Origin of the sequence: Devosia sp. Leaf420, assembly GCF_001425445.1 — a bacterium.
Lineage (GTDB): Bacteria > Pseudomonadota > Alphaproteobacteria > Rhizobiales > Devosiaceae > Devosia.
Window position 1 is genome coordinate 1 of sequence record NZ_LMQU01000009.1, and the last position, 25,427, is coordinate 25,427.

Annotated in this window: 24 protein-coding genes and 2 pseudogenes; 13 read left to right on the plus strand and 13 right to left on the minus strand. The window is 55.7% G+C overall.

Features of this window, described 5'->3' with window-relative positions; all coding sequences use genetic code 11:
- Nucleotides 1-21 precede the first annotated feature (21 nt).
- The 3 genes from tnpC to ASG47_RS21185 all read right to left on the minus strand — a co-directional run bounded on the left by tnpC (nucleotide 22) and on the right by ASG47_RS21185 (nucleotide 2,326).
- The gene (tnpC, locus tag ASG47_RS04515) at nucleotides 22-1,596 is read right to left on the minus strand and encodes an IS66 family transposase (RefSeq protein WP_061907561.1); all 1,575 of its coding nucleotides are present in this window, start codon (nucleotides 1,594-1,596) and stop codon (nucleotides 22-24) included.
- 71 nt (nucleotides 1,597-1,667) lie between these two features.
- On the minus strand, nucleotides 1,668-2,012 hold the full coding sequence (gene tnpB / locus ASG47_RS04520; protein ID WP_061907562.1) for an IS66 family insertion sequence element accessory protein TnpB: 345 nt from the start codon (nucleotides 2,010-2,012) through the stop codon (nucleotides 1,668-1,670).
- Nucleotides 2,009-2,326 carry a transposase gene (locus ASG47_RS21185; protein ID WP_274532518.1) on the minus strand — a complete coding sequence of 106 codons (318 nt, stop codon included), beginning with the start codon at nucleotides 2,324-2,326 and terminating at the stop codon, nucleotides 2,009-2,011. The genes tnpB and ASG47_RS21185 overlap by 4 nt, the downstream gene beginning before the upstream one ends.
- A gap of 319 nt (nucleotides 2,327-2,645) precedes the next feature.
- Here ASG47_RS21185 and ASG47_RS04530 point away from each other — a divergent pair, with 319 nt between their 5' ends.
- The 5 genes from ASG47_RS04530 (at nucleotide 2,646) to ASG47_RS04545 (ending at nucleotide 7,889) form a co-directional block, all read left to right on the plus strand.
- Entirely contained in the window at nucleotides 2,646-3,020 is a 375-nt protein-coding gene (locus ASG47_RS04530; RefSeq protein WP_061907564.1) for a hypothetical protein, read from the plus strand.
- A 148-nt stretch (nucleotides 3,021-3,168) separates the two neighbouring features.
- Nucleotides 3,169-4,254 carry a glycosyltransferase family 4 protein gene (locus tag ASG47_RS20575; protein ID WP_156463991.1) on the plus strand — a complete coding sequence of 362 codons (1,086 nt, stop codon included), beginning with the start codon at nucleotides 3,169-3,171 and terminating at the stop codon, nucleotides 4,252-4,254.
- On the plus strand, nucleotides 4,251-5,507 hold the full coding sequence (locus tag ASG47_RS20580; protein ID WP_156463992.1) for a hypothetical protein: 1,257 nt from the start codon (nucleotides 4,251-4,253) through the stop codon (nucleotides 5,505-5,507). The genes ASG47_RS20575 and ASG47_RS20580 overlap by 4 nt, the downstream gene beginning before the upstream one ends.
- 1 nt (nucleotide 5,508) lies before the next feature.
- Nucleotides 5,509-6,537 (plus strand): polysaccharide pyruvyl transferase family protein, encoded by a 1,029-nt coding sequence (locus ASG47_RS04540; RefSeq protein ID WP_061907566.1) that lies wholly within the window; start codon nucleotides 5,509-5,511, stop codon nucleotides 6,535-6,537.
- On the plus strand, nucleotides 6,534-7,889 hold the full coding sequence (locus ASG47_RS04545; protein WP_061907567.1) for a hypothetical protein: 1,356 nt from the start codon (nucleotides 6,534-6,536) through the stop codon (nucleotides 7,887-7,889). Before ASG47_RS04540 ends, ASG47_RS04545 begins: the two co-directional genes overlap by 4 nt.
- 17 nt (nucleotides 7,890-7,906) lie before the next feature.
- On the opposite strand, the gene ASG47_RS04550 is transcribed toward ASG47_RS04545, so the two are convergent.
- From ASG47_RS04550 to ASG47_RS21030, 7 genes and pseudogenes are all read right to left on the minus strand, one after another.
- On the minus strand, nucleotides 7,907-9,145 hold the full coding sequence (locus ASG47_RS04550; protein ID WP_061907568.1) for a WcaI family glycosyltransferase: 1,239 nt from the start codon (nucleotides 9,143-9,145) through the stop codon (nucleotides 7,907-7,909).
- On the minus strand, nucleotides 9,142-10,092 hold the full coding sequence (gene fcl, locus ASG47_RS04555; protein WP_061907569.1) for a GDP-L-fucose synthase: 951 nt from the start codon (nucleotides 10,090-10,092) through the stop codon (nucleotides 9,142-9,144). Before fcl ends, ASG47_RS04550 begins: the two co-directional genes overlap by 4 nt.
- Before the next feature lie 41 nt (nucleotides 10,093-10,133).
- A complete protein-coding gene (gene gmd / locus ASG47_RS04560) occupies nucleotides 10,134-11,249 on the minus strand; it encodes a GDP-mannose 4,6-dehydratase (RefSeq protein WP_061907570.1) in 1,116 nt (371 codons plus the stop codon).
- A 29-nt stretch (nucleotides 11,250-11,278) separates the two neighbouring features.
- Nucleotides 11,279-12,283: an SDR family NAD(P)-dependent oxidoreductase gene (locus ASG47_RS04565; protein ID WP_061907571.1), complete on the minus strand. Its 1,005-nt coding sequence runs from the start codon at nucleotides 12,281-12,283 to the stop codon at nucleotides 11,279-11,281.
- Complete coding sequence (locus tag ASG47_RS04570; RefSeq protein WP_061907572.1) at nucleotides 12,280-13,623, minus strand: UDP-glucose dehydrogenase family protein; 1,344 nt, start codon at nucleotides 13,621-13,623, stop codon at nucleotides 12,280-12,282. The genes ASG47_RS04565 and ASG47_RS04570 overlap by 4 nt, the downstream gene beginning before the upstream one ends.
- A 245-nt stretch (nucleotides 13,624-13,868) precedes the next feature.
- Nucleotides 13,869-14,908, minus strand: a pseudogene (locus ASG47_RS04575) (mannose-1-phosphate guanylyltransferase/mannose-6-phosphate isomerase); the annotation flags it as partial.
- A 1-nt stretch (nucleotide 14,909) separates the two neighbouring features.
- Nucleotides 14,910-15,340, minus strand: a pseudogene (locus ASG47_RS21030) (sugar phosphate nucleotidyltransferase); the annotation flags it as partial.
- Nucleotides 15,341-16,230: 890 nt separating this feature from the next.
- Here ASG47_RS21030 and ASG47_RS21290 point away from each other — a divergent pair.
- The 3 genes from ASG47_RS21290 to ASG47_RS21300 all read left to right on the plus strand — a co-directional run bounded on the left by ASG47_RS21290 (nucleotide 16,231) and on the right by ASG47_RS21300 (nucleotide 17,918).
- The gene (locus ASG47_RS21290) at nucleotides 16,231-16,569 is read left to right on the plus strand and encodes a sugar phosphate nucleotidyltransferase (RefSeq protein ID WP_413813446.1); all 339 of its coding nucleotides are present in this window, start codon (nucleotides 16,231-16,233) and stop codon (nucleotides 16,567-16,569) included.
- Nucleotides 16,550-17,815 carry a mannose-1-phosphate guanylyltransferase/mannose-6-phosphate isomerase gene (locus tag ASG47_RS21295; RefSeq protein ID WP_413813447.1) on the plus strand — a complete coding sequence of 422 codons (1,266 nt, stop codon included), beginning with the start codon at nucleotides 16,550-16,552 and terminating at the stop codon, nucleotides 17,813-17,815. Before ASG47_RS21290 ends, ASG47_RS21295 begins: the two co-directional genes overlap by 20 nt.
- A 34-nt stretch (nucleotides 17,816-17,849) precedes the next feature.
- Nucleotides 17,850-17,918 (plus strand): hypothetical protein, encoded by a 69-nt coding sequence (locus ASG47_RS21300; protein WP_413813451.1) that lies wholly within the window; start codon nucleotides 17,850-17,852, stop codon nucleotides 17,916-17,918.
- A 91-nt stretch (nucleotides 17,919-18,009) separates the two neighbouring features.
- Here ASG47_RS21300 and ASG47_RS04585 read toward each other — a convergent pair whose 3' ends face one another.
- Nucleotides 18,010-19,404 carry an L-serine ammonia-lyase gene (locus ASG47_RS04585; protein WP_061907573.1) on the minus strand — a complete coding sequence of 465 codons (1,395 nt, stop codon included), beginning with the start codon at nucleotides 19,402-19,404 and terminating at the stop codon, nucleotides 18,010-18,012.
- A gap of 141 nt (nucleotides 19,405-19,545) precedes the next feature.
- Between ASG47_RS04585 and ASG47_RS04590 the strand changes: the two genes are divergently transcribed.
- From ASG47_RS04590 to ASG47_RS04610, 5 genes are all read left to right on the plus strand, one after another.
- Nucleotides 19,546-20,145 carry an alpha/beta hydrolase gene (locus ASG47_RS04590; protein WP_061907574.1) on the plus strand — a complete coding sequence of 200 codons (600 nt, stop codon included), beginning with the start codon at nucleotides 19,546-19,548 and terminating at the stop codon, nucleotides 20,143-20,145.
- Between the two features lie 72 nt (nucleotides 20,146-20,217).
- Nucleotides 20,218-21,267, plus strand: a complete 1,050-nt coding sequence (locus ASG47_RS04595; RefSeq protein ID WP_061907575.1) for a DUF3298 domain-containing protein — start codon at nucleotides 20,218-20,220, stop codon at nucleotides 21,265-21,267.
- On the plus strand, nucleotides 21,267-21,662 hold the full coding sequence (locus ASG47_RS04600) for a RidA family protein (protein WP_413813448.1): 396 nt from the start codon (nucleotides 21,267-21,269) through the stop codon (nucleotides 21,660-21,662). Before ASG47_RS04595 ends, ASG47_RS04600 begins: the two co-directional genes overlap by 1 nt.
- Before the next feature lie 132 nt (nucleotides 21,663-21,794).
- Nucleotides 21,795-22,736: a PfkB family carbohydrate kinase gene (locus ASG47_RS04605; protein ID WP_061907576.1), complete on the plus strand. Its 942-nt coding sequence runs from the start codon at nucleotides 21,795-21,797 to the stop codon at nucleotides 22,734-22,736.
- 67 nt (nucleotides 22,737-22,803) lie between these two features.
- On the plus strand, nucleotides 22,804-23,679 hold the full coding sequence (locus ASG47_RS04610; RefSeq protein ID WP_061907577.1) for a c-type cytochrome: 876 nt from the start codon (nucleotides 22,804-22,806) through the stop codon (nucleotides 23,677-23,679).
- 6 nt (nucleotides 23,680-23,685) lie between these two features.
- Here the strand turns inward: ASG47_RS04610 and ASG47_RS04615 are convergent, their stop codons facing one another.
- On the minus strand, nucleotides 23,686-24,426 hold the full coding sequence (locus ASG47_RS04615) for a hypothetical protein (protein ID WP_061907578.1): 741 nt from the start codon (nucleotides 24,424-24,426) through the stop codon (nucleotides 23,686-23,688).
- Between the two features lie 89 nt (nucleotides 24,427-24,515).
- Nucleotides 24,516-25,367, minus strand: coding sequence for a fumarylacetoacetate hydrolase family protein (locus ASG47_RS04620; RefSeq protein WP_061907579.1), 852 nt, complete (start codon nucleotides 25,365-25,367; stop codon nucleotides 24,516-24,518).
- Between the last annotated feature and the right edge of the window lie 60 nt (nucleotides 25,368-25,427).

Below are 25,427 nucleotides of genomic sequence, written 5' to 3' on the forward strand. Positions count from 1 at the left end.
GTAAGCGCGTAGGCGAGGCCGTTAGGGCTTGAAGTTCCATGGCATGAGGTCTGGGATTTGGCTGTTTGGCCAGCCGCCTGCGATGCGTTCGAGCGTGTCGGCGAGCCAGGCATTTGGATCGACGCCGTTCATCTTGGCGGTTGTCAGCAGCGTGGCGATCGTGGCCCACGTCCGGCCACCACCATCCGATCCGGCGAAGAGAGCATTTTTGCGGGTAATGGTTTGGGGCCTGATGGCGCGTTCGACAATGTTGGAATCGATCTCGATACGACCATCGGCAAGGAAGCGTTCGAGTGCGACGCGGCGACTGAGGGTATAGCGGATGGCCTCGGCCAGCTTGGATTTGCCTGACAGGCGCGGCAGCTCCCGGTCCAGCATGTTGAACAACTCGTCCACGATGGGACGTGATCTTTCTGCCCGTACGCTGGCGCGCAGTTCGGCATTGTGGCCGCGGATATCCTCCTCGATGGCCCAGAGCGGGGCCATGGCCTTCACCACGGCGCTGGCAAAGGGCGAGGCATCGCTTGCATGCAGATCAAAGAACTTGCGCCGCGCATGGGCCCAGCACCCGGCCAGGGTCATGGCATCATTGGCGCCGCGATCCTTGCCCAGCCGATTATAGGCAGTATAGCCATCGACCTGCAGGATACCGCGATAACCATCCAGATGCCGGGCGACGCAATCGCCGGACCGAGAGTCCTCGAACCGATAGGCTACCATGGGTGGTCCTGATCCACCGAACGGCCGATCATCCCGGGCATAAGCCCAGAGCCAGGCGGTCTTTACCTTGCCCGAGCCCGGCGCCAGGGTCGGTAACTGGGTCTCGTCGGCGAAGATCCGCTCGCCCTGCTTGATGGTGTGAAGGACGTACTGGGCCAGCGGTTCGAGTTCAAAGCCCAGCCGCCCCATCCACTGGGCCATCAGCGAGCGGTCCAGCTCCACGCCATCGCGGGCGTAAATCTCTTCCTGTCGATAGAGCGGCAAGCCATCGGCATATTTGCTGACTGCCACCTGGGCCAGCAGCGCCTCGGTGGGGATGCCGCCGACAATCAGGTGATGGGGCGCCGGCGCCTGCACGATGCGATCTTCGTCGTCAGCCAGCCGGTAGGCATATTTGGGACGACGGGTGACGATGACGCGGAACGTCGCCGGGGTCACATCGAGCCGTTCGGAGACGTCTTCGCCAATGCAGACAGCTTCCAGACCAACGCAGTCGGCCGGCACCTCGGGCTCGATGACCTGCTCGATGCGCTCCAGGTGTGGAGCAAAGCCTTTTCGCGGCCGCGACGGACGGGGAGCGGTACTGTTCCTGTCGCGTGCTTCCAGCCCAGCCTTGATCTCCTCAATGCCGGTTTCGATCTCGTCAAACACGAAGGCCATCTGCTCATCGTTGAGCGGGTCGTGGCGTAGCCGTTCAGAGCGCGTGCCGTATTGGGCGCGCTGCAGCATGGCGACGATCGAGGTCAGTCGCGCGATACGCTCGTCGGCCGTGGCGTTGATGACCTTGAGTTCAGCGATCTCGGCATGGGCAGCAGCGATCATCGCCTTAAGGGCGTCAATGTCGTCTGGGAGCTGTTGTGGATCGGTCGGAGCCATGACGCATTGTGGCACAAAACACCCCGGATTGCCTGGGATTTCGCGTCAGTGAGTCAGTCTGCCGCAGGCTTTTACCCAGCCGACTGCGGCCGGCTCTCAGTCACCGCGTGCACCCGTTTCCAGTCCATACCCTCCACCAGCGCCAGCAGTTGCGCATGGCTCATGTGGACCCGGCTGTGGCCGATCCGCGGCCAGCAGAACGCCGCCTTTTCCAGCCGCTTGGCGTACAGACACAAACCCGTGCCATCCCACCACACGATCTTGACCCGATCAGCGCGCTTTGACCGGAAAACGTAGAGCGAGCCGTCGAACGGGTCTGCTCCTGCGTCGCGCACCAGACCGACCAGACCATCAGGTCCTTTCCTGAAGTCGACCGGATGGCTGGCCAAAAACACCTTGGCGCCCGAGGGGATCATGCGGACCGAACAGCGCGCAGGACCCGGCGCAGGTGATCCTCGCTGACTGTCGGGCCAACCCGGATCATGGCACCTGCGATCTCGATCTCGACAGTCCCGCCCGAGCAAGCATGCTCCTCGCTCGGCGTCTCAAGCCGCTCAACCTGGCCTTTGGCAAAGGCTTTGCGCCGCCAGCCGAACAATTGCGAGGGCGACATTCCGTATCGGCGCGCTACTGCCGACACGTTTGCGTCCGGGGCAAGCGCCTCTTCAAGGATACGAGCCTTGGTCTCATCGGGCCAATTGCGCCGCGATACCGCAGGACTGCTGTCCATCCGGCCCGGCACCACCTCTAGCAATTGGAAACTTCTATCACTGGGCATAGGAGCAGACATAGAAACTCACACCGTCATCAAATCAGACGTGCAAATAATCCAACTCAAGCCAATGCGTCAGACGGGGGCGCCTTGGCGCTTACGCCCGGCACCACCTCTAGCAATTGGAAACTTCTATCACTGGGCATAGGAGCAGACATAGAAACTCACACCGTCATCAAATCAGACGTGCAAATAATCCAACTCAAGCCAATGCGTCAGACGGGGGCGCCTTGGCGCTTACGTTCCATGCGGACCAAGCTGAAGGTCTAGCTGACTAATGACAGGTACCGTCACATGGGAAGTGCTGATTTGGATGGCGGGTACGGTATCTGTCGCACTGATCACCGGATGGCGTATAGTGAGCTGGGTACTGACAGAGCTTGGCAAGCGCGACGCTGCGATCGATAAACTCGAAAAAGATGTAGGTTTACTCGTTGGCGCGGTCGAGAGCCGCGCCAAGCTTGCAGAGGATGAGCTTCGGCGATCACTAGAAGCACATAAGCTCTATGCTGCAGAGAATTTTGCGACAGAGGGTGGACTAACACAGGCGGTTAACAGGGTCGATGACGCGGTAAAACGGCTGACAGACCGTATGGATAGGTACTTCGAAAAGAAGGACCCACCTTATATGCGACGCGATCTCGAAAATTAGGCCACCTCCGATGTGTCAAGCGCAAGCAATACGCGAAGCCATGCTATTGCGACATCTCAGCTCTTAACTAACCCCGCCTATTGGGTTTGCTTCTCAGACCTTATTGTGGTGTTAGGCTGGTTGAGAAAAGCACTGCAGAGGGGCTCCCTTGTCGATAACCGTTCACATCTTGGGTGGTTTTCCACCCCCAGTTACCGGCGCTGCTAAAAATAACGCCCTCTTCGCGCAAGATCTTAGTGGCCGGGGCTTAGATGTCCGTAAACTAAACACATCTGGTCCGACAATTAGCCATGCAAGAGGCAGAGGTTATCACTTCTCACGGGCAAAGGTGAACCTAAAGGCGGCATTCAAAATCCTGTTTGGGAAATCGGGACCGGTTTATATCGTACCTGATGGTGGTTTAGGAATAATATACACAGCATTCCACTGCGTACTTGCGAAAATTAGAAACAGGAACACAATTCTACATCATCGGACGTTCCTATATATCGATAATCATAGTCAATTTGTAAGTATCATAAATAAAGTTTGCGGAAGAAGTGCGTTAAACGTATTTCTCTCTGAAGGAATGAAAGACAAATTTGTTAAAAGATATGGCACAAAAAATAATATAGTAGTTGGAAATTCCCACTATGTAGAATTAACTAACTTAGATTTGGGAATTAAACAGAATTACGCAGTTGGTCATTTAAGCAATTTGTGTCGCGAAAAGGGTTTTTTTGACGTATGTGATTTGTTTGAGAATCTGCATAGTAAGTCTAGTGAAGTTACACTTCACCTGGGTGGTCCAATAATCGATACTGAGGTAAAGGACCGAATTGACGCCCTAAAGTCAAAATATGGAGAAAGCTTCCAATACTATGGGCCTCTGTATGGCGAAGAAAAGCAGTTATTTTATAATCGTTGCCGCTTCTTTTTATTCCCTACGCGCTATCCATTAGAAGCCGCTCCAAACGTTGTTTATGAGGCTCTGTCCGCCGGATGCGTAGTCATTGCTACAACTAATGGCTGTATTCCTGAAATGCTCCCAGGGGTGCGGGGCAAATCAATACCCATTGAGATATTTGCTGATGCTGCCACTGAAACGGTTCTCTCCACACTAAAGGAAGATGACCTTCGTGACCGCGCTATCAAAATCAGAGACGATCTCCAACGAGAGATTGCTGAGGACAAGCTTCGGTACGAGCGAATGGTGAGAATGCTGATCAATCGCGAAGAGAAGTATGATTCGTGAGGTTATTTAATGTTCTGGGTTTACTCGTTTCATTTGTAATAGGCCAGGGGACGTTTTTTCTTGTCTCGTCATTTATACTAAGTAAGGGTGAATTCTCTTTAGTTGCAAACGTTGGTCTTTCGCTCACCAGCTTTACGCTCTGTGTGCAGCTAATTGATTTTGGCGGTGGAACATTTCTAACGCGCCTCGTTGTGCGTGTCCGGCAACGTAAGGTTTCTCAGAGTAGGGCTAACGCGATTTTCTCTGCGCTCGTCGTAGTGCGTCTGACTGTATTGATGGCTATAGCAGGATCAGCGCTAATCGCTCTGCGGGCTGGCTGGATGACGCAGTTTGCGGTGATTAGTTTATTGGCTTTTCTTCCATGTACCCTTCCATGGTGTTTTAATAAGATCGGTCTAGTCGACGCTCACGGCTGGCAAGGATTTTCGGGGTTGATATCTTGTCCTCCCTGGTTGGTGTCTGGGGCATATATGCTTCTAGTTCCCTACCACTGGTCGACGGCATGGCTCGCTACAGGTCTAGGTCTTTCGTATGGTTCAGGTTTGATCGTTGGGCAGATGCTCCAGCTTCTCGCGACACACCGCGCAAGCACCAAGCTTGAACTTCTGAGCTTTAACAAACGCGATTTAGCGTACGTGTTTAAGCAATCGGGAGCGATAGTTGTAAGTTGGTTGCCGGGTCAGATTACTAACCGCGTTCAAATGGGCCTAGCGGCTGGTGTTTTGCCCGCAACGGAAGCAGGGTCCTTCGTATATTCACGAAATATACTGAATGCGTCCAACAGTTTTTCACTATTAGTACGCCGCCTAGAGTTTCCGGGAGCTATACGGAAGCTATCGAACAGAATGCCTTTCTGTCAGTTGATAAAAGTTGCATTAGCAGTTCACTCGAAAAGTATATATACAGCAGTTATTATTGCAGGGGCATTTGCGCTATTTGGGTTAGCGGCGCCTGTTATGTTCAAAGGTACTGCTTTAGAGAATATCGGACAGGCACTCCGGATATTATTGCCTTTCGCCCCTCTTGTAATTGTCCCAGCCCTTTCGGGCGCTATCGCTCAAACAATGCATTCAATTGGCCGTGTTTCGACAATGGTTCCGGTAAACTACGTGGCCGTGGGCGCAGGATTAGCGTTCTCTGCTTTTTATGTGGGAAGCCTTGGTGTTAATGCCTTGGTTCTGGGATCTTACATAACAAATATCGTTCAATTGGCAGGATCCATATACTGCCTCTACCTGATATCGGGGAAATGAAGTGAAAATTGCGCTTTGGGGTGCATATCAGCAGGGCAACTTCGGCGACGATTTGATGGCTGCTGCCTTCGGGTCTCAACTGCAGGAGATGGGCCACCAGGTTACGGTGTTTGACCTTGATCAGCGTGAGTGCCTAAAATACGGCCTGACAACCGAGCGCAATATCGACGACCTAGTCAATTGGTGCGATGTTGTAGTGATGGGGGGCGGAGCCGTTCTTAAGAATGCGCAGTATTTGAGAGCCTTCTTAAACCCGAAGGCAAGAGCGATAGAACTTCGTTTTTTCTCACTCGCACGTGCTCTGAAGCGATACTCCCGGCCCGCATATGCCGTATCGATTGGCAGTGACGGTGCCGTTTCTCCCAACACAATATCCTTTTTTCGTCGGTTTGTTTTGCAGAGTGAAGCATTTAGAAACTGCACCGTTCGCCTGGAGAAAGACGTTCGGCTTATGGAATCGCTCGGAAAAAAAGCAAAATTTGTGCCCGACGTTCTACTGGCAACCAGTGATCTGTTCAACCTTAAGCCCATCGTAGAGAAACAGCCGCGGGTAATACTCAACCTCCATAAACGCTATGCAGATATTGGCGCACGCATAGTCGATATTTCAGGTGCATATTCAAATATCGAGGTCATGACCTTTGATACGCACTTCGCGGATTATGGCCTTAATTACGAGTGGAAATATGAAGTGGTCCCTCACGTTTCATACGCGGGGACTCAGGCAACCCTTCAGCTGCTGAATGATAGTGCAGCAGTCATTTCTTCCAAGCTTCATCTAGGTATATGCGGAATGAGTTTGGGGGCTGCATACGTGTGCTTGGGTGGGAGAGGGAAGGTTTTCGAACAGCTAACTCAGCTTGGGCTACAGAAAAGTAGCTATTGGGATCCTGCAGATCTGTCAGACAGAGCTATTCAAAATTTCTTTGAAAACATAAGCGGTTTGCGCGACGAGCAACAAGCGGCCCTAAAGTTGGTAAGCAAGCCAGCTTTGGGTCACTTCGCTGAACTGCAGGAATGGTTGCAATGACCGAAATCATTGCTTTAGGACTGATTGCGCTAACTAGCCTTATCGTCCTTCAGCGTATGCCGCTCATAAGCGCGCTGTCGTTTTTTGTTTTGCACAATATGGCGGCATGCATCTGCTTATACATCGTTTGCTTGAATGGACTGGATAAGTACGACTTCGTTATCGCTGGCAGCTATTTTTCCGCCATGCCGATGGAGGGGCTCTCATCTATTCAGTTACAGGTCTATATAGTAGTCCTGCTGTTAAACGTTGTCTCGATAGCTTCTATGATTGGGTCTCCCAATGTCAGGGCTATGCAGAGAGGCAGAACAAGGTCCGTTCTAAGACAAGAGTTTACTCGCGGCGGGCAGATTGATCGAGTGATGTCTTCGCCTGCAGCGGCGTTGATAATAGCATTTTTTGTCATCGTTACGTGTTTCCACTTCGCCTCCATCGATAGAAGCGTACTTTGGTACAACACAAGCTACCTGGCCATCAAAACCCCAGAGGAGCTTGGTCTGAATGACCCTATAACGGAAGTTTACCATATCCTGATGCGTGTAGTGGGACTGGCCGCAATCGTAGTAACAACCTTCTATGTCGCAGTCCGACGTTACTTTTTTGCAGCATTTTCATTTTTTCTATTTATATATTCCTTTACTATTATGCTTGCTGGTAACTCTAGGTGGGTTCCGCTTTATCTATTCCTTAGCGCAGTTGCGTCCATTGTTATCAGAAAAAAGGGATCTCTATACTCGTATCTGTGTTTCGCGCTGGGGTTTTTCTTTTTCGCAGTGGTCATCAATGGCCGCGGACGAGGAGAGTTCGGCATGTCGATTGTTCTCGACAATATCGCCCAAACAAATATTTCAGAGATTGGGACATATCTGTCAGGTTCAGCCATTAATGCCTTGGAATTTGCATTAAATTTAGCTAACTCTATTGATATAGCGCCCGTTTTTAGCGAAAATTATCAGCTATTGTCATTCTCGCCGCTGCTATCATCAATGGATGGATTCGACGGCATTATGGGGGCAGATAAAGCCAAATTCGCTTTGCACGTACCAATGGGTGGGCTTGGTGAAGTCGTGCACTTTGGCATTTTTTACCAACTTTTATATGCCGTAGCACTGTTTAGCATGCTTAGAATGAGCTGGAGAGTTTTCGTGAAATGCGACTTCTTAACAGCGATAATGTTAAACATCGCGTCTATTTATGTTCTATATATCATGCCCAACTATTCAATTAGGACAACATTCCGGTTTGAGTTGGCCATAATTGCCGTTTCTTTTGTTCTCATAAGGATACAGAAGAATGGGCGTAAATCAGTAAAGTCAGATGCATCAATCCGGCCTGCATTGCAGGCCGGGTAGTTGATCGATCGGGAGCTTCAAAGGGCGCCGACACGCGTGACGAGTTGATCTAATTGTGTCTCGAAGGCGTCCAAGATTCCATCCTTGGCCCACCTTTCTTCCGCGCGTTTCCTGGCATTCATCGACATAGCGGAGTATTGTGTCGGGTTGTCGAGAATGTAAGAAATCGCTTTCGACATCGCCTCTGCGTCGTCAGGCGGCGTGCAGATTCCGCATCCTTCCAACTCGCTGGCAATGCCGGTGCCGGCGGCTGCGCTGGCTACAACGGGCCGGCCAGAGGCTAGCATGTTGGTCAGTTTGCTTGGCAGTACCAGATCCGCAGCCCCTGCCAGTTGGGGAAGTAGATGCACTGTAGCCAAATTCACTACATCGTTTAGACGGCTAACAGGTTGTAGATTATAAAATCGGATATTATCCAGTCCAGCGGCCCGCTGTTCAAGAGTAGAGCGATTTGGCCCCTCACCACAAACCACGAAGGTTAAGTCCTTCCGATTCGATAGTAACTTCGCAACCTCAACAATTATTTCAATGCCTTGCTTATTTGCGATGTTTCCAGAATACAAGGCGACATTGGGCGTTGTTATATTCCATTCTTCCCTAAGTGCGGAGGCCGCATTCAGTGGGTAAATGTTTTTTATGTCCGACCAATTCCGAAATTCTATTACGCTGGAAGTCTTGGTTTTCTTCTCTAGTAGTTTGCGCACCATTTGTGGAGAAATAGTGCTTACTCTGTCGAAGCTGCGTAACATAAACTTCTCGAATGATTCAGCAAATTTCCCAAGAAGTGATGATTCTGCAAGTAATCCGGTCACAAACGCGGCCTCAACCTCGAAATCTTGGACATGTAGCCAAGAATGCGTGCCAGACAGCCTGGCTGCGAGAAGGGCAACCGGTGTGGATGCGAGGGATGGAGCAACGGTAAGGATAACGTCGGGACGCCAAGTCAACGCACGAAGGATAGTGGGAACGAGCGCTGTTAGAGCAAAAGATGCATGATGGACTAAACGCTTTGCACCACTTGGTCGAGAAGGAACATAATGTGGCGCACGCGTCACATCAACGCCGTTCTCTATTCCCCTCTTGTACCAAATTCTCGAATATCCTTCGAAAATGGCCCAAGCGGGATAGTATGGTTGACCTGCAATGACCTGGACTTGGTGGCCGTGCGTCGCCAGTGCTTCTGCCATGCCGGAGGTGTATACGGCGATCCCGACTTTTTCTGGTGCGTAGTTAAGGCCGAGAATAAGGACTCTCATACAGTCTGCGCCTCTGGACTGTTTTCCTTGAACCAGGAATAAGTTTCTTCGATTCCATTTCTCAGGGCAATCGCAGGAGCCCAGCCCATCGAGCGCAATTTATTTGCGTCCATGAGCTTCCTAGGTGTTCCATCTGGCTTCGTGAGGTCGTGAATTATTTCGCCACGGAATTCTACAACGTCACAGACAAGTTGGGTGAGCTCCAATATCGTAATATCTTCACCAGATCCGACATTGACGTGCTCGTCTCCAGAGTAGTTCTTGAGCAGAAACACTAAAGCGTCTGCGCAGTCATCAGCATGCAAAAATTCCCTGCGTGGTTGGCCTGTTCCCCACACGGTGATGTTTTTTGCGCCCTGGATCTTAGCTTCGTGTGCCTTACGAATAATTGCCGGCATCACGTGACTTGATCGCAAATCAAAGTTGTCGCCGGGACCGTAAAGGTTCGTGGGCATGGCGGAGATGTAATCTCGGCCGTACTGCTTACGGTAGGCCTGAGCCAGTTTAATTCCGGCTATCTTTGCAATCGCATACCATTCGTTAGTTGGTTCGAGAGGCCCCGTCAGAAGTGAGTCCTCAGAGATCGGTTGAGATGCAAACTTCGGGTAGATGCACGACGAGCCAAGAAAGAGGAATTTCTGAACATCATTATCATGTGCAGCGGCGATGATGTTCGCCTCAATCATGATGTTATCGTACAGAAACTCTGCCGGGCGCGTGTCGTTAGCCAAAATGCCGCCTACTTTGGCCGCCGCCATGATAATAGCATCTGGACGAGCGTCCCTTAAGAAGGCTTCAACCTCGGCCTGTCGCTTTAGGTCCACGGTCTCGCGACCTGCGGTGATTACCTCACATCCCTCTGACTTGAGGCGGCGCACTGTTGCGCCACCGACCATTCCCCTGTGCCCAGCAACCCAGACGCGTTTCCTGTTTAAATCAAAAGTCATCTCATCTCTCACGCTGGTTGATGGTCGCGGTGCTCGGGGTGCTATTCGACGCTGACCGGGAGATCGAGGCCGTGTGACTTGAGGAGGGCGTAACGACGAGCGGCCTTATGGTCGGATTCCACCATCTCGCGGCACATTTCTCGAGCGGTTATCTCTGGCACCCAACCAAGCTTTTCTTTTGCTTTCGTCGGGTCTCCTAGCAGGGTTTCCACCTCTGCCGGGCGAAAATACTTAGGGTCGATCTTTACCAGTACATTGCCAACCTTCACATTGGGCGCCAGGTCCCCTTCAATCTTCACCACAGTGCCGATCTCATCGATCCCTGAACCGGTGAACTCGAGTGTGATGCCAAGATCTGAAGCCGCCCAAGTAATGAACTCGCGCACGGAAAATTGCTTACCCGTAGCGATGACGAAGTCTTCAGGAGCGTCTTGTTGCAACATCATCCACTGCATGCGGACGTAGTCCTTTGCGTGGCCCCAGTCGCGCAGGGCATCAATGTTGCCCATGTAGAGGCAGCTCTCGAGACCAAGAGCAATATTTGACAACCCGCGCGTTATCTTACGGGTGACGAAGGTTTCGCCGCGGCGCGGACTTTCGTGATTAAAGAGGATGCCGTTGCAGGCATACATTCCATAAGACTCACGATAATTCACTGCTATCCAATATGCGTAAAGTTTCGCCACAGCATAAGGCGAACGCGGGTAGAATGGCGTTGTCTCGCGCTGCGGAATCTCTTGCACAAGTCCATAAAGTTCAGATGTCGATGCTTGATAGAAGCGTGTCTTCTGTTCAAGGCCAAGAAAGCGGATGGCTTCAAGCATCCGCAGGGTGCCTATCCCGTCAACATCTGCGGTGTATTCAGGTGCTTCGAAGGAAACCTTTACATGCGACTGAGCGCCAAGATTATAGACTTCGTCTGGTTCGATATCACGGATTAAACGTGTAATGTTTGAAGTGTCGGAAAGATCGCCGTAATGAAGGGTCATCTTTGCGCCTTCTACGTGCTGATCCTCATAAATGTGATCGATGCGCTGAGTATTGAACAACGAGGCACGGCGCTTGATGCCATGAACCTCATAACCTTTTTCAAGCAATAGTTCGGCAAGGTAGGAACCATCCTGTCCAGTAATGCCCGTAATCAAAGCCTTTTTCATTTTGCCCCCGAAGTTATTTCATTGAAATTTCATTGAAGAGAGTATGTGCGGTACCATTCAACGAAATCCTGCACGCATTTTTCTATACTGGTATTTGGTACAAACCCGGTCAGGGCTTGTAATAGACTCGGATCAGCAGAAGTTGAAACTACATCACCTTGCTGCATGGGCAACATATTCTTAAGCGCAGGCCGACCCAAGACATTCTCAATTGCACTTATGAAATCGAGTAGGGCAGTGGGACGGCCGCCGGCAATATTAACGACCCGCCAGGGCGCTACAGGCGATAACGAATCCTTCGTGGTTGTTATAGGGTTACCTTCCTGGGGTACCGCATCAATAAGTCGGGTTATGCCCTCAACCAGATCAGTTACTGCAGTCGAATCCCGTTGCATCTGGCCCATGCCATAAACATCGATAGGGCGACCTTGCTCAATGGCATCCACAAACTTGTAGAGTGCCATATCTGGCCTACCCCATGGCCCGTAGACTGTAAAAAACCGAAAACATGTGGTCGGTATTTTGAAAAGATGAGCGTAGGAATGGCTCATCGCTTCGCAGGCCTTTTTTGTTGCCGCGTACAGTGAGACGGGAAAATCGGTGCGGTCCGCCTCTTCAAAGGGCATCTTCTCATTGCCTCCATAAACGGATGAGGTTGATGCTATTAAAAGATGCTTGGGCTTGAGTTTTTTGGCTAGTTCCAGAATGTTGAACGTGCCTACCACATTTGCGCTAATGTACGCCTCAGGCGCTTCAAGGCTGTAGCGAACGCCTGCTTGTGCAGCCAAATGGATTATGACTTCAGGATCAAACCTTGCGGTGCTTTCGTCCAGCGATGACTTATCTTCAAGCATCGCTTCAACGAAGCTGAAGGCATTTGACCGCTGCAGGATAGCCAGACGCGCCTCTTTAAGAGACACGTCGTAGTATTTTGTCATCCCATCATAGCCAAGCACCTGATGGCCGCCGGCCAACAGTCGCTGGCTTAAATGAAACCCAATGAAGCCCGCGGCACCAGTGACCAGTATCTTCATTCTGCGGCAGCAACCTTATCAGCGTGCTCGTGCGCGACCGGTCGGCCTACGCTGTGATAAACGAAGCCAGCTGCCTCTACTTCTCTACGGCGATAGACATTACGCAGATCGACAAAAATAGGTTCATTTATTGTCGATTTTATGCGTGCGAGATCTAGAGATCGAAATTCATTCCACTCAGTTACTAGGACCAAGACGTCCGATCCGGCAGCAACGTCATAAGCGTCCTTTGCATATTCAATGTTCTGCATCACAGACTTCGACATCTCGATGCCTTCAGGATCGTAAGCGCGGATGGTTGCGCCGGCATCCTGTAGGGTTTGGATGATAGCAATTGATGGAGCGTCACGCATATCGTCTGTATTCGGCTTGAAGGTGAGGCCCAAAATGCCGATCGTCTTGCCGCGAACATTGCCGCCAGCGGCAGCAATTACCTTGCGACCCATCGCGCGCTTGCGGCGGTCATTTACTTCAACAGTCGCTTCCACAAGCCGCAGCGGGGAGTCATAGTCCTGACCCGTTTTGACGAGCGCCAAAGTGTCTTTGGGGAAACACGAACCACCGTAGCCCGGGCCAGCGTTCAGAAACTTGCTCCCGATACGCCCATCCAAGCCGATGCCGCGCGCCACGTCCTGAACATCGGCGCCAGTGCGTTCGCACAGATCTGATATTTCATTGATGAACGTGATCTTCATCGCCAAGAAGGCATTTCCGGCATACTTTATCAACTCAGCGGTACGACGACCGGTGAACATCAACGGTGCCTGATTGAGATAAAGTGGACGATAGACTTCAGTCATAACTCCCCGCGCGCGCTCATCCTCCAGTCCGACAACGATTCGGTCAGGACGTTTGAAGTCATCAATCGCCGCGCCTTCTCGCAGAAACTCAGGGTTTGAAACGACAACTACATCCGCGGACGGGTTAGTATCTCGTATGATACGCTCAACCTCATCGCCCGTTCCTACTGGTACGGTGGACTTGGTCACTACTACGGTGAACCCTTTAACAGCCCGCGCGATATCTGCGGCGGCGGCATAAACATAGGACAGATCAGCGTGTCCATCGCCACGCCGCGAAGGTGTTCCAACGCCGATAAAGACGACATCGGCTTCTGCGACAGCTGGTGCCAATGAAGTAGTGAATTTGAGGCGACCTGACTTGGCATTTTCCGCAACCAAAGCTTCGAGGCCTGGCTCGAAGATCGGGATTATCCCATCATTGAGGGCCGCAATCTTTTGTTCATTGAGATCCACACAGGTCACGTCGTGACCAAAATCCGCAAAACAGGCACCGCTGACCAAGCCAACATAGCCGCTGCCAATCATTGTGATGCGCATATTACTGTCCCCAAATAAACATGAGATTAGTTACACATAAAGCAAAGCTTGGAGAACCCTGGCCTTATCTCAATTCGTCAAATGGTTAGCGCGCGACATCGCAGAAGAGCCTTGAATCGTTGGGTATTTTCCTGCCCAGGGTTTTTGCATAGATACCATGCATTCGTTGGTGGCGAATTTGTTAACGCTTAGGCAATGGGCGCGGAGATAAATAATTCCCCACCCATTGAAGGCTATTATGCGCCTCAATTCCGCCCGAACTCATCCTCGATGCGGATGATATCGTCTTCCCCGAGATAAGACCCGGTCTGCACCTCGATCAGTTCCAGCTCGATCTTGCCCGGATTGGCATCGTCACAGTGCCATCGACCGTCACTTCGGCCGTGCCGCGCACCACGATCCAGTGCTCGGACCGGTGATGGTGCTTTTGGAGGCTCAGCTTCTTGCCGGGCTTGACGAACAGCTTCTTCACCTGGAAGCGCTCACCCATCAGGATCGACGAATACCCGCCCCAAGGCCGGTACGAGGTCTTGTGGGTCTCGGTCAGGGCGCGCGTGGCAGCATCAGCTTTCAGTGACTTGGCAATCGCCCCGACATTCTGCGCCTGGCTCAGCCGGCCAACGAACACAGCGTCTTCTGTCGCAATGACGGCGACATCATCGAGCCCATCGACGACGACATGCGCGGTCTCGCTGACGACGAGCGTATTGGTCGTATTGGACAACCGCGCCGGACCCGTTACGGCATTGCCGTTCGCATCCCGCTCCTTGCCCTTCCACACCGCATCCCAGGCACCGAGATCGGACCATTCGAACGAGACCGGCAACACCGCTGCCTTGCTGGTACGCTCGAAGATCGCATAGTCGACCGAGATATTGGGCGAAGCGGCAAAAGCCGTCTCATCGAGGCGGATGAAGTCAAGATCGCGCTTGGCCGCCGAAACCGCGCCCCTGGCCGCGGCAAACACATCCGGCGCCAGCTTCTCGCATTCCGCAAGGAACACCTTGGCCGGCAGCATGAACATGCCCGAATTCCAGGCAAACCCACCCTGCGCGAGCATGGCTTCGGCCTTTTCCAGGCTCGGCTTTTCGACGAAAGCCTGAACCTTATGCGCGCCATGGCTCAAGCTATCGCCGATTGCGATATAGCCATAGCCCGTTTCCGGGCGATCCGGCGTGATCCCGAAGGTCACGAGATGCCCGTCGCGCGCTGCCAGCGCCGCATTGTCCACCGCGCCGAAATATTCGGCGCTCGCTGGAATGAGATGGTCAGATGCCAACACATGNAAGGTCACGAGATGCCCGTCGCGCGCTGCCAGCGCCGCATTGTCCACCGCGCCGAAATATTCGGCGCTCGCTGGAATGAGATGGTCAGATGCCAACACATGAATGATGGCATTCTCGTCCTGGCTCACCGCCACCTGCGCTGCCGCCGCGATCGCTGCCGCCGTATTCCGCGCTACTGGTTCAAGCAGGATCGCGCCAAGCGCAATCCCCCGCTCCTGCGCCTGCTCGGCAACGAGGAAGCGATATTCGGCATTGGTGATGACGATCGGCGCGCCATAGCGTCCCGCATCTTTCACCCGTTCCAGGCTCTGCTGAAACAGGCTCGTCTCACCCACAAGGTCGATGAACTGCTTGGGCCGCGCCGAACGCGACTTCGGCCACAAACGCGTACCCTGGCCGCCAGCCAGAATGACAGGAACAATCAACTTCAACGATGCGCCCTCTAACAAACCTATAATCTTATGTGCACAGTATTGTCCGGCTATCAATTTCGGTAGCGCGGCGTAGTTAAGGGCTCCACTGCGCGAAATGCATGGCAAGATCGTTGCGTTTGTATCTAATTACGCAAGTAGCCAACCAAGTATAGCAGGCCGACGATTGGCAGAACCACACTCCAAACTACGAGCGCGACGCTGACTAAAATAAGAACAAGCGCTGTTTTCAGCTTTTTCATACTGCAGTTCAAACCGAAATTCGTATGCAAGCACTTCGATATGTTGCATCTATATAAAATGGTTGGATGCGTGGTCTCACAGGCCGACGACAAGTGCTCGGGCTCGCGCTAATCGATGGTTGGCGCGGGAGCACATTGACTACCTTAATGCGACGCACCAGATAGCGCGGGTACGGGTGGAAGGCTGCTGTAGCTGGCCGGGGTTCCTCAAACCGTGGCGACGCTCTAACTAATTCGCTTCCTACACCCTGTTGTCTCACTGGGCAATATCATCAAGTCTCTCTTAGAGAGTGTGCTTTTGGGAACGGCAATTTTGCGACCAGCAAGGGTCAAAGCTGGCGCTCAACCAGGAAGACGCAGCAATGAAGACCTCCACTTCAACAGGCTTAGCGACTTCCGATATTACACTATGAGGCCAATACGAATGTAGGGGCACGACTGTTGCGCGCTCCCGCAACCAAAAAAGCCCACAGGACATCAGTCTTTTGGGCTTTTCCTTTTCCGCTCTGTAACAATCCTGACGTGCGGCTGTGTTTGAAGTCATGCGCGTAGCTCAGCGCAGGCTTTAACTACATCTGCCTAGCTGAATTGCGGGTCGAGCCTTAGTGTGCTCTTAGGATCATCAGCATTCCACTTTCGAGGTTGAGCGTGAGCGTCGTTATTCCTGTCATTCTGGCTGGCGGCCAGGGTACGCGTTTGTGGCCGAAGTCGCGTTCGGCGCGGCCCAAGCAGTTTATCGACCTTGTGGGTGAAACGAGCCTGTTTCAGCAGAGCCTGGAACGGGTGAAAGATGCCGGGCGCTATGGCGCGCCGATCGTCATCACCAATGCCGAATATCGCTTCCTCGTTGCCGAGCAGGCGCAGGAGCGGGGGATTGCGCTTGGCGCGATCTTGCTGGAGCCGGTGGCGCGCAATACGGCGGCGGCGATTGCGGCGGCAGCGCAGGTTGCGGTGAGCCAGGACGAGAATGCCAGTGTTGGCATCTGACCATCTCATTCCAGCGAGCGCCGAATATTTCGGCGCGGTGGACAATGCGGCGCTGGCAGCGCGCGACGGGCATCTCGTGACCTTTGGGATCACGCCGGATCGGCCGGAAACCGGCTATGGCTATATCGCGATCGGGGATGGCCTAAGCCATGGCGCGCATAAGGTTCAGGCATTTGTCGAAAAGCCGAACCTTGAAAAGGCTGAGGCCATGCTGGCGCAGGGCGGGTTTGCCTGGAATTCGGGCATGTTCATGCTGCCTGCCAAGGTGTTCCTTGCCGAGTGCGAGAAGCTGGCGCCGGATGTGTTTGCCGCGGCCAGGGGCGCGGTTTCGGCGGCCAAGCGCGATCTTGACTTCATCCGCCTCGATCAGACGGCTTTTGCCGCTTCGCCCAATATCTCGGTCGACTATGCGATCTTCGAGCGTACCAGCAAGGCAGCGGTGTTGCCGGTCTCGTTCGAATGGTCCGATCTCGGTGCCTGGGATGCGGTGTGGAAGGGCAAGGAGCGGGATGCGAACGGCAATGCCGTAACGGGTCCGGCGCGGTTGTCCAATACCACCAATACGCTTGTGGTCAGCGAGACGGCGCATGTCGTCGTCGATGGACTTGATGATGTCGCGGTTATCGCGACGGAAGACGCCGTGTTCGTTGGCCGGCTGAGCCAGGCGCAGAATGTCGGGGCGATTGCCAAGTCACTGAAAGCTGATGCTGCGACGCGGGCGCTGACCGAGACGCACAAGACCTCGTACCGCCCTTGGGGCGGGTATTCGTCGATCCTGATGGGTGAGCGCTTCCAGGTGAAGAAGCTCTTCGTGAAGCCCGGCAAGAAGCTGAGCCTCCAAAAGCACCATCACCGGTCCGAGCACTGGATCGTGGTGCGCGGCACGGCCGAAGTGACGGTCGATGGCACTGTGACGATGCTCCCTTGGGGCGGGTATTCGTCGATCCTGATGGGTGAGCGCTTCCAGGTGAAGAAGCTGTTCGTCAAGCCCGGCAAGAAGCTGAGCCTCCAAAAGCACCATCACCGGTCCGAGCACTGGATCGTGGTGCGCGGCACGGCCGAAGTGACGGTCGATGGCACTGTGACGATGCTCAGCGAAAACCAGTCCATCTATCTGCCGCTTGGCTGCACCCATCGCCTTGCGAATCCGGGCAAGATCGAGCTGGAACTGATCGAGGTGCAGACCGGGTCTTATCTCGGGGAAGACGATATCATCCGCATCGAGGATGAGTTCGGGCGGAATTGANAATCCGGGCAAGATCGAGCTGGAACTGATCGAGGTGCAGACCGGGTCTTATCTCGGGGAAGACGATATCATCCGCATCGAGGATGAGTTCGGGCGGAATTGACCGCAGCGTCTGCCGAAGGCCCCCTCACCCGGCCTTCGGCCGACCTCTCCCCAGAGGGAGAGGTGTCGCTGCGCGACTTTAAATGGTCTCGTCAGCAGGCGACGACGTTGACCGCCAGGCCGCCTTGGCTGGTTTCCTTGTATTTTTCGCTCATGTCGAGGCCGGTCTGGCGCATGGTTTCGATGCAGGCGTCGAGGGGGACGGCGTGGATGCCGTCGCCTTTGAGGGCGAGGGAGGCGGCGGTGACGGCCTTAACCGCGCCAAAGGCGTTGCGCTCGATGCAGGGGATTTGCACCAGGCCGCCGACGGGGTCGCAGGTCATGCCGAGGTGATGTTCGAGCGCGATCTCGGCGGCGTTTTCGATTTGCTCGGGGCTGCCGCCCCAAATGGCGCAGAGGCCGGCGGCGGCCATGGCCGAGGCGGAGCCGACTTCGCCCTGGCAGCCGACTTCGGCGCCCGAAATCGAGGCATTGTGCTTGAGGATGCCGCCGATGGCGGCGGCGGTCAGCAGAAAATCCCGGATGGCAGCCTGGCCCATGCCGGACTGGAATTGCACGGCATAACGCAGCACCGCGGGGATGACGCCGGCGGCGCCATTGGTCGGGGCGGTGACCACGCGGCCGCCAGCGGCGTTTTCCTCATTGACCGCCATGGCAAAAAGACTGAGCCAATCATTGCCGCTCAAGGGGTCGATTTCATTCCGCTGCCAGCGGGCGGCGAGTTGGCTATGGAGGGCCTTGGCGCGCCGCCGGACTTTTAAGCCCCCGGGCAAGATGCCGTCCTGCGCCAAGCCACGATCGATGCAATTGGTCATGGCAGACCAGATATCGTCGAGGCCCTTGTCGAGCTGCTGGCGGGAAAGTCGCGCTTCCTCATTGGCGCGCTTCATGGCGGCAATGGAGAGGCCGGAGCGCCGGGCCATGTCGAGCATTTTGGCCGCATTGGCGAAGGGCCAAGGGGTGTCCTGCGGCGGCGCGGTGTCAGCTTTGAGGGCCGACAATTCGTCCTGGCTGACGACGAAACCACCGCCGATGGAAAAATAAGCGCGCCGGAGGAGCAGTTGGCCATCGGTATCGAAGGCACAAAACTGCATGCCATTGGGATGGCCGGGGAGGGGACTTTTGGTATCGAGGACGAGATCGACGGCCGGCCGGAAGCGATAACTGGGGTGACCGGGCGGATTGATGCGGCCGCTGTGCCGGACCTCTTCGATGATGGCGTCCATGCGGTCTGGGTCGATGTCGCGTGGGTTTTCACCGGCAAGGCCCAGGATGACGGCGCGATCGCTGCCATGGCCGATGCCGGTAAAGGCGAGCGAGCCGTGAAGGCTGGCGGTAATGGCGGCCGGCGTGGCGCTGCGAGCGCGGGGCCAATTGCCGTCTTTGAGTTCGGACAGAAATCGTCCAGCGGCGGACATCGGACCCATGGTGTGGGAACTCGAGGGGCCGATGCCGATCTTGAAGACGTCAAAGACTGAAAGGAACATGGCGCACCTTAGCCAAAGGCGGCGCCACCTGCAAAGCCAGAGGATTGTTTCGGAATCGGCAACGGAGCGTGGCGGGAGGCGGAGATTGCCTTGTCTGTGCGCCTGCCGATATCGGTGGGACGACAAAGAAGGAGACGCATTATGGCTTCATACCAATTCCGCAGCGCCGAAGGCAGCACGGCTGAGGCTCCGCTGATCCTGCTTTTTCACGGCACGGGCGGAGATGAAAACCAGTTCTTCGAGCTTGCCGCGCAACTCGTGCCCGATGCTGCGCGCGTCGCGCCGCGTGGTGATGTCAGTGAGCAGGGGGCTTTGCGTTATTTCCGCCGCACGGGCGAAGGTGTCTATGACATGGCCGACTTGGCACAGCGGACCGAAGCCATGGCGAAATTCGTGCGCGAGCAGATCGCGGCGCGAAAACCCTCGAAGGTTTTGGGGCTCGGCTATTCTAATGGCGCCAATATTCTCGCCTCGGTGCAATTTGCGGCGCCGGACCTGTTCGATGCTACGGTGCTGATGCATCCGCTTATTCCCTTTGCGCCGCAAAAGGCCGATTTCTCCGGACGGCGGGTGCTGCTGACCGCGGGCCGGCGCGATCCGATTGCGCCGGCGCAAATGACGGAAAAACTGGCCGACTATTTTCGCGGCAATGGCGCCGGAACGGAGCTCGTCTGGCACGAAGGCGGGCATGAAATCCGGCAGGAAGAGCTGCTGGCGGCGCAGACATTTCTCTCGGCTTGAGTGTGGCGGCGGGGGTTGACGGGGCGGACGGAACTGGGGCCAATCGGGGCCAGTCAATTCCGGAGGATGGGAATGTCTCGTCACCTCGCTCTGCTTGCCCTCGCCCTTTCCGTCACGCCAGCCTTGCCCAATGTTGCGGTGCAGGCGGCGAGCTTTGATTGCGCCAAGGCGTCGACACCATTCGAAAAAGCCATCTGTGCAAGCGACGGGCTTTCGGCGGCGGACGAGCGGCTGGCGAAGAGCTATGCGACGGCGATTGGTGGGCTTTCCGACAAGGCCTTGGCCGGGGTCCGCGACGACCAGCGCGCCTGGCTCGATTTTGCGCAGCAATCCTGTTCGCCGGATGCAAAGCCGCTCACGACCGGCACCTATGGCGAGAACGCGCAGCAGTGCCTGATCAACCTGTTCAACGGCCGCAGCGGCGTTTTGGAATCAAGCCGCATGATCAATGGCATGCGGTTTTACCCGCGGGCGCACTATGCGGCCATGCCCGATCCCAACGCCGAGGACGAGGAAGACGCACCATGGGCGGTGGCTCAGCACGAATTGAGCTACGTGCAGCTCGATGCCGAAGAGCCATTCGCGGCGGCGTTCAACACGTTCGTCGAGGCGGAAGCCAATAAGCTTTCCGACATTGCCGGTGGGGATGGGTCCGAGCAGGACGTCGAATCCGATGCGACGAGCGACACCAGCAATTCCATCGAGGTGAAGGAGGTCGGTGGCAACCAGATCTCGCTCGATGTCACCACTTACTGGTATGGCCACGGGGCGGCCCACGGCAATTATGGGCTGACCTATTTGCACTATCTCCGCGAAGAAGATCGGGCCCTCGAGGCCAAGGATATTTTCACCGGCAAGCGCTGGCAGGCCGCGCTGCTCGATCTCACCGTCGACGCGCTCAAGGACGAGCATGGCGAAAACCTGATGCTGGACGATACGTCCTATATCGCCGATGCAGTCGCCGATCCCTCGCGTTGGGATCTCTCCGACCCCTATGCTTTGATCCTGCAATTCGAGCCCTATGAAGTTTCGGCCTATGCCTATGGCGCGCCGACGGCGCGGGTGAGCTGGGAGAAATTGCAGCCCTATCTCTCCGAGACTGCGGATCAGGTGCGCTACTGATGAGCGATATTCTCCATCACATGATCGCCTCCGGCCCGCAGCGGGTGGCGCCCTTTAGCCATGCGGTCGAAGCCAAAGGTTTTGTTTTCGTCACCGGGCAGATGCCGACTGATCCCGCGGCGCCGAATGCGCCGCTGGCGGAGGGAATCGAGGCGCAGACGCAGCGGGTGGTCGAGAACCTGAAAATCGTGCTGGGTGGCATCGGTCTCAGCCTTGCCGACGTGACCATGGCGCGGATCTATCTCACCGAATTCGAACGCGATTATGCCGCGCTCAATGCCCTCTGGCCGACATTCTTCGAGCCGGGAAAGCTGCCGGCGCGAACGACTGTGGGCGTGACAGCGCTGGCCGTTGGCGCTTTGGTCGAGATCGATCTCGTCGCGCGGCGGCCCTAAGCTTGAGGGGATGGCGGCGCTTGTTTGCCTTTCGCCAGACTTGCATCAGACCAATAGGTTGCACGCAGGAAGCGGCTGGCGGGAGGCCGCCAGAAAGTGCTAAGGGCTGGCCGAACGGCTGAGGAGCGCGCGATGTTTGTTGTGGGTGGGGAAAGTCTGGTTGATCTGGTGCCGGTATCGGCAGAGCCGGGCGCCGAAATTCTGGCCTTGCCCGGCGGCTCACCCTTCAATTGCGCCATTGCCCTTGCCAAGCTCGGCAACGAGACCGGATTTTTGTGCCCCATCAGCACGGATCAGTATGGCGACATGCTGCTCGCGCCTCTTGCCGAGGCTGGCGTGACCCTGCTGATGACCGACCGCGTCGCGGAGCCCACCACCAAGGCCGTGATCACCTTCAACGCCAAGATGCAGGCGAGTTACGTCTTCGAGCGTGGGGCCGATCGCGCTTTCACCCAGGACGGGCTGATGGCGGCCTTGCCGCACGAGATCGAACTTTACCAGATCGGTGGCTTTGCACCGATGCTGGAGGAGGATTGGGCCAAGTGGCTCCCGGTCGTAAAAGCGGCGATCGGGCGTGGCGCCACCATTTCCTTCGACATCAATGTGCGCAAGGTCGACGACGAAGACGGCTATCGCCGCCGCCTCGAAGATTTTCTCGATCTCGCCCACATCATCAAATTGTCCGAGGAAGATCACGACTGGCTCGAGCCCGGTGTGACGATCGAAGAGCACGCCAAAATGCTGCTCGACCGGCCCAACTGCGAATTGGTCGTGGTGACCCTCGGCGAGCACGGTTCGCGCGCGTTTTCCAATGTCGCCGAGGGCAAAGCCGGCATTTATGCGCCGCCGGTTTTCGGTGACACTGTGGGTGCGGGCGATAGCTTGATGGCAGGCATCCTGACCTGGCTTCACGAAACCGGCGCGCTCAAGCTCGGCCAATTGGGACAGCTCGATCAGGCGGCGCTTGAAACGACACTGCGCTTCGGCGCCGTGGTCGCCGGGCTCAATTGCGCACAAAAAGGCTGCAAGCCGCCAACCCGCGCCGAAGTCGATGCCGTCCTCTCGCGCAGTTGACCACTGATACCATTGCGGTTTTTCGCTCACTCTGGTGTGATCGCTTTAGCGTCAACCGGGGTTTGTCATGAAAAAGCGTTGGGTGGTCCTCGGGGCCGTCGTGGTGGTGGGAGCGGCAACTGCCGCCTATTTCCTCAAGCCGGTGACGGGGCCAGCGCGTGATCTGAGCCTGGCTGGCGATGTGACGCGCGGCCAGTATGCCATGCGTCTCGGCGGCTGCGTTGCTTGCCACACCAATGCCGCTGCAGGCGGCGCGGAACTGGCCGGTGGCGCGGGGCTCGTGACGCAATTCGGAACATTCGTGCCGCCCAATATTACCTCCGACCCCAATGTCGGTATCGGAAACTGGACGGTCGAGCAGTTCTCTGCCGCAATGAGCGACGGCATGGGGCCACAGGGACACCTCTACCCCGCTTTTCCTTATGAAAATTACACGCTGATGAGCGACCAGGAGATCGTTGATCTCTATGCGGCGCTGATGGCGACCGAGCCGGTGACGACGCCGGCGGCCCAGAGCCAAATCCCGTTCCCTTTCAATGTGCGCTTGCTGATGGCCGGCTGGAAGAACCTCTTCTTCTCGCCGCATCGCTTCGAGCCGGAGGCTGGACGCGACGATGTCTATAATCGCGGCAAATATCTCGCGACCGGCCCGGCGCATTGCGTCGCTTGCCACACGCCACGCAATGCCTTGGGTGCGCTCGAATGGAACCAGGCCTTTGCCGGCTCGCCAGGCGGCACCGGCGGCAAGGCACCGGCGCTGACGCGCGCGGCATTGGTCGAAGCGGGCTACGACGTAGAGACACTGGCCCAGACACTGCAGGACGGTTTCACCCCGGGCTTCGACGTTCTCGGCGGCCCGATGGGCGAAGTGATCGCCGATGGAACATCGTTCTGGACCCCGGAAGACCGGACGGCGGTGGCGACGTATTTGTTGGCGGAGTGATCGAGGCTAAGGAGCGCTTAGGTGCTTGGCAATGAATTGCTGGCGGTGCCAAGCCACTGCGTCTTGGTCGAGGGCCGCCAGACTTTTTAGAAGCAGCTTGCCCTTTGGATTGACCGTAGCCGCGAAGTCGGGCGTGGCGGCGAACAAATCGACGACGATCTGCAGGTTTGGACCGATCGTCCAGTCGAAGGTCTTGAAGAGTTCAGATGCTTCGCTATCGAGGAAAAGCAGATTGTTGACGTGCAGTGTTCCGCCGTCCTGCATGGGACGAATGAAGGTGGCGACGCCGTTATCGGTTGCGATGCCGGAGAAGCTACAAACGCCCCTTTGATCCCGTTTGACCTGCGCGAGCACGCGGCCCAAGGTCTCGGATATGAAACTTGCGCCGAGGGCGTCTTGTGCGTTTTTGATGCCTGTGACCTTTGAGATGATTTCTTCGTACACATCATCGGGGATCTGATCGATTCTGGGCGCTGCCGGCGCTTGGTCTCTGAACGGTATGGGCTCCGCGAACGGGCTTATGTTCTTGAGATGAACATAGCTCTCCCCACCCTCATTGCTGAAAAAGTCGATTTCGCCCAGAGCAATGTAGCCCGCCATGAAGGAAGGCCCCAGCTCCGCGAGGATCGCAAGCTCGCCAAGTCTGTGAGAGAAATTTACCTCGTCGTCGAGCGTGCAAGGAAATGCGCGAGAACTGCCAAGTTCAAGAATCTCACCAACTTGCGTGTAGACAACCAGTTTGGACAAGGGGCAGTGCTCCGCGGATCTGACCGCGAAGCACCATATAGTCTCGGTTATAGTACGTACATGATTGTACCTATAGGCGATCTCATCGCCTAAGCCTCGTAAGCCTTCACATTCTGCTTCTGCTCGCCGAGGCCCTCGATGCCGAGGTGCATGACGTTGCCGGGTTTGAGCCAGACGGGGGCGGGCTTGATGCCCATGCCGACGCCGGGTGGGGTGCCCGTGGTGATGATGTCGCCGGGCTGGAGGCTCATGAACTGGCTGACATAGGAAACGACCTTGGCAACGCCAAAGATCATCGTCTTGGTCGAGCCGTTCTGGTATCGGTGGCCGTCGACTTCGAGCCACATGGAGAGGTTCTGCGGATCGGCCACTTCGTCCTTGGTGACGAGCCAGGGGCCGATAGGGCCAAACGTGTCGGCGCCCTTGCCCTTGTCCCAGGTGCCGCCACGTTCGGTCTGGAAGTGGCGCTCGGAGACGTCGTTGCAGACGCAATAGCCGGCGACGTGATCGAGCGCATCGGCTTCTTCGACGTAGCGCGCTTCCTTGCCGATGACCACGGCCAGTTCGACTTCCCAATCGGGCTTGATGGCATTTTTGGGAATAATGACATCGTCATTGGGGCCGATGACGGCGCTGGTGGCCTTCATGAAGATGATCGGCTCTTCCGGAATTTTAGCGCCGGTTTCGGCGGCATGGTCGGCGTAGTTGAGGCCGATGCAGATGAATTTGCCGACATTGGCGACGCAGGGGCCGATGCGCTCGGACGCGTCGAGCTTGGGCAGGAGGTCGATATCCGTGCCGGCGATCTTGGCGAGGCCTTCGGGGAGGAGCGTTGAGCCGCCGATATCGCCGACCACGCCGGTGAGGTCGCGGATCGAGCCATCTTGGGCGAGAATGGCGGGCTTTTCGGAACCCTTGGGGCCGACGCGGAGCAGTTTCATTGGCAAAAATCCTCTTCTGTGTCGCCTGTCGATGGAGGCGGGTGGTCTTGGTGTCGAGCG

Bases quoted from the DNA above. Each gene is read 5' to 3' on its own strand.
- tnpC (WP_061907561.1), bottom strand. From the start codon at position 1,596: ATGGCTCCGACCGATCCACAACAGCTCCCAGACGACATTGACGCCCTT.
- tnpB (WP_061907562.1), bottom strand. From the start codon at position 2,012: ATGATCCCCTCGGGCGCCAAGGTGTTTTTGGCCAGCCATCCGGTCGAC.
- ASG47_RS21185 (WP_274532518.1), bottom strand. From the start codon at position 2,326: ATGGACAGCAGTCCTGCGGTATCGCGGCGCAATTGGCCCGATGAGACC.
- ASG47_RS04530 (WP_061907564.1), top strand. From the start codon at position 2,646: ATGACAGGTACCGTCACATGGGAAGTGCTGATTTGGATGGCGGGTACG.
- ASG47_RS04545 (WP_061907567.1), top strand. From the start codon at position 6,534: ATGACCGAAATCATTGCTTTAGGACTGATTGCGCTAACTAGCCTTATC.
- ASG47_RS04550 (WP_061907568.1), bottom strand. From the start codon at position 9,145: ATGAGAGTCCTTATTCTCGGCCTTAACTACGCACCAGAAAAAGTCGGG.
- fcl (WP_061907569.1), bottom strand. From the start codon at position 10,092: ATGACTTTTGATTTAAACAGGAAACGCGTCTGGGTTGCTGGGCACAGG.
- gmd (WP_061907570.1), bottom strand. From the start codon at position 11,249: ATGAAAAAGGCTTTGATTACGGGCATTACTGGACAGGATGGTTCCTAC.
- ASG47_RS04565 (WP_061907571.1), bottom strand. From the start codon at position 12,283: ATGAAGATACTGGTCACTGGTGCCGCGGGCTTCATTGGGTTTCATTTA.
- ASG47_RS04570 (WP_061907572.1), bottom strand. From the start codon at position 13,623: ATGCGCATCACAATGATTGGCAGCGGCTATGTTGGCTTGGTCAGCGGT.
- ASG47_RS21295 (WP_413813447.1), top strand. From the start codon at position 16,550: ATGCCAGTGTTGGCATCTGACCATCTCATTCCAGCGAGCGCCGAATAT.
- ASG47_RS04585 (WP_061907573.1), bottom strand. From the start codon at position 19,404: ATGTTCCTTTCAGTCTTTGACGTCTTCAAGATCGGCATCGGCCCCTCG.
- ASG47_RS04590 (WP_061907574.1), top strand. From the start codon at position 19,546: ATGGCTTCATACCAATTCCGCAGCGCCGAAGGCAGCACGGCTGAGGCT.
- ASG47_RS04595 (WP_061907575.1), top strand. From the start codon at position 20,218: ATGTCTCGTCACCTCGCTCTGCTTGCCCTCGCCCTTTCCGTCACGCCA.
- ASG47_RS04600 (WP_413813448.1), top strand. From the start codon at position 21,267: ATGAGCGATATTCTCCATCACATGATCGCCTCCGGCCCGCAGCGGGTG.
- ASG47_RS04605 (WP_061907576.1), top strand. From the start codon at position 21,795: ATGTTTGTTGTGGGTGGGGAAAGTCTGGTTGATCTGGTGCCGGTATCG.
- ASG47_RS04610 (WP_061907577.1), top strand. From the start codon at position 22,804: ATGAAAAAGCGTTGGGTGGTCCTCGGGGCCGTCGTGGTGGTGGGAGCG.
- ASG47_RS04620 (WP_061907579.1), bottom strand. From the start codon at position 25,367: ATGAAACTGCTCCGCGTCGGCCCCAAGGGTTCCGAAAAGCCCGCCATT.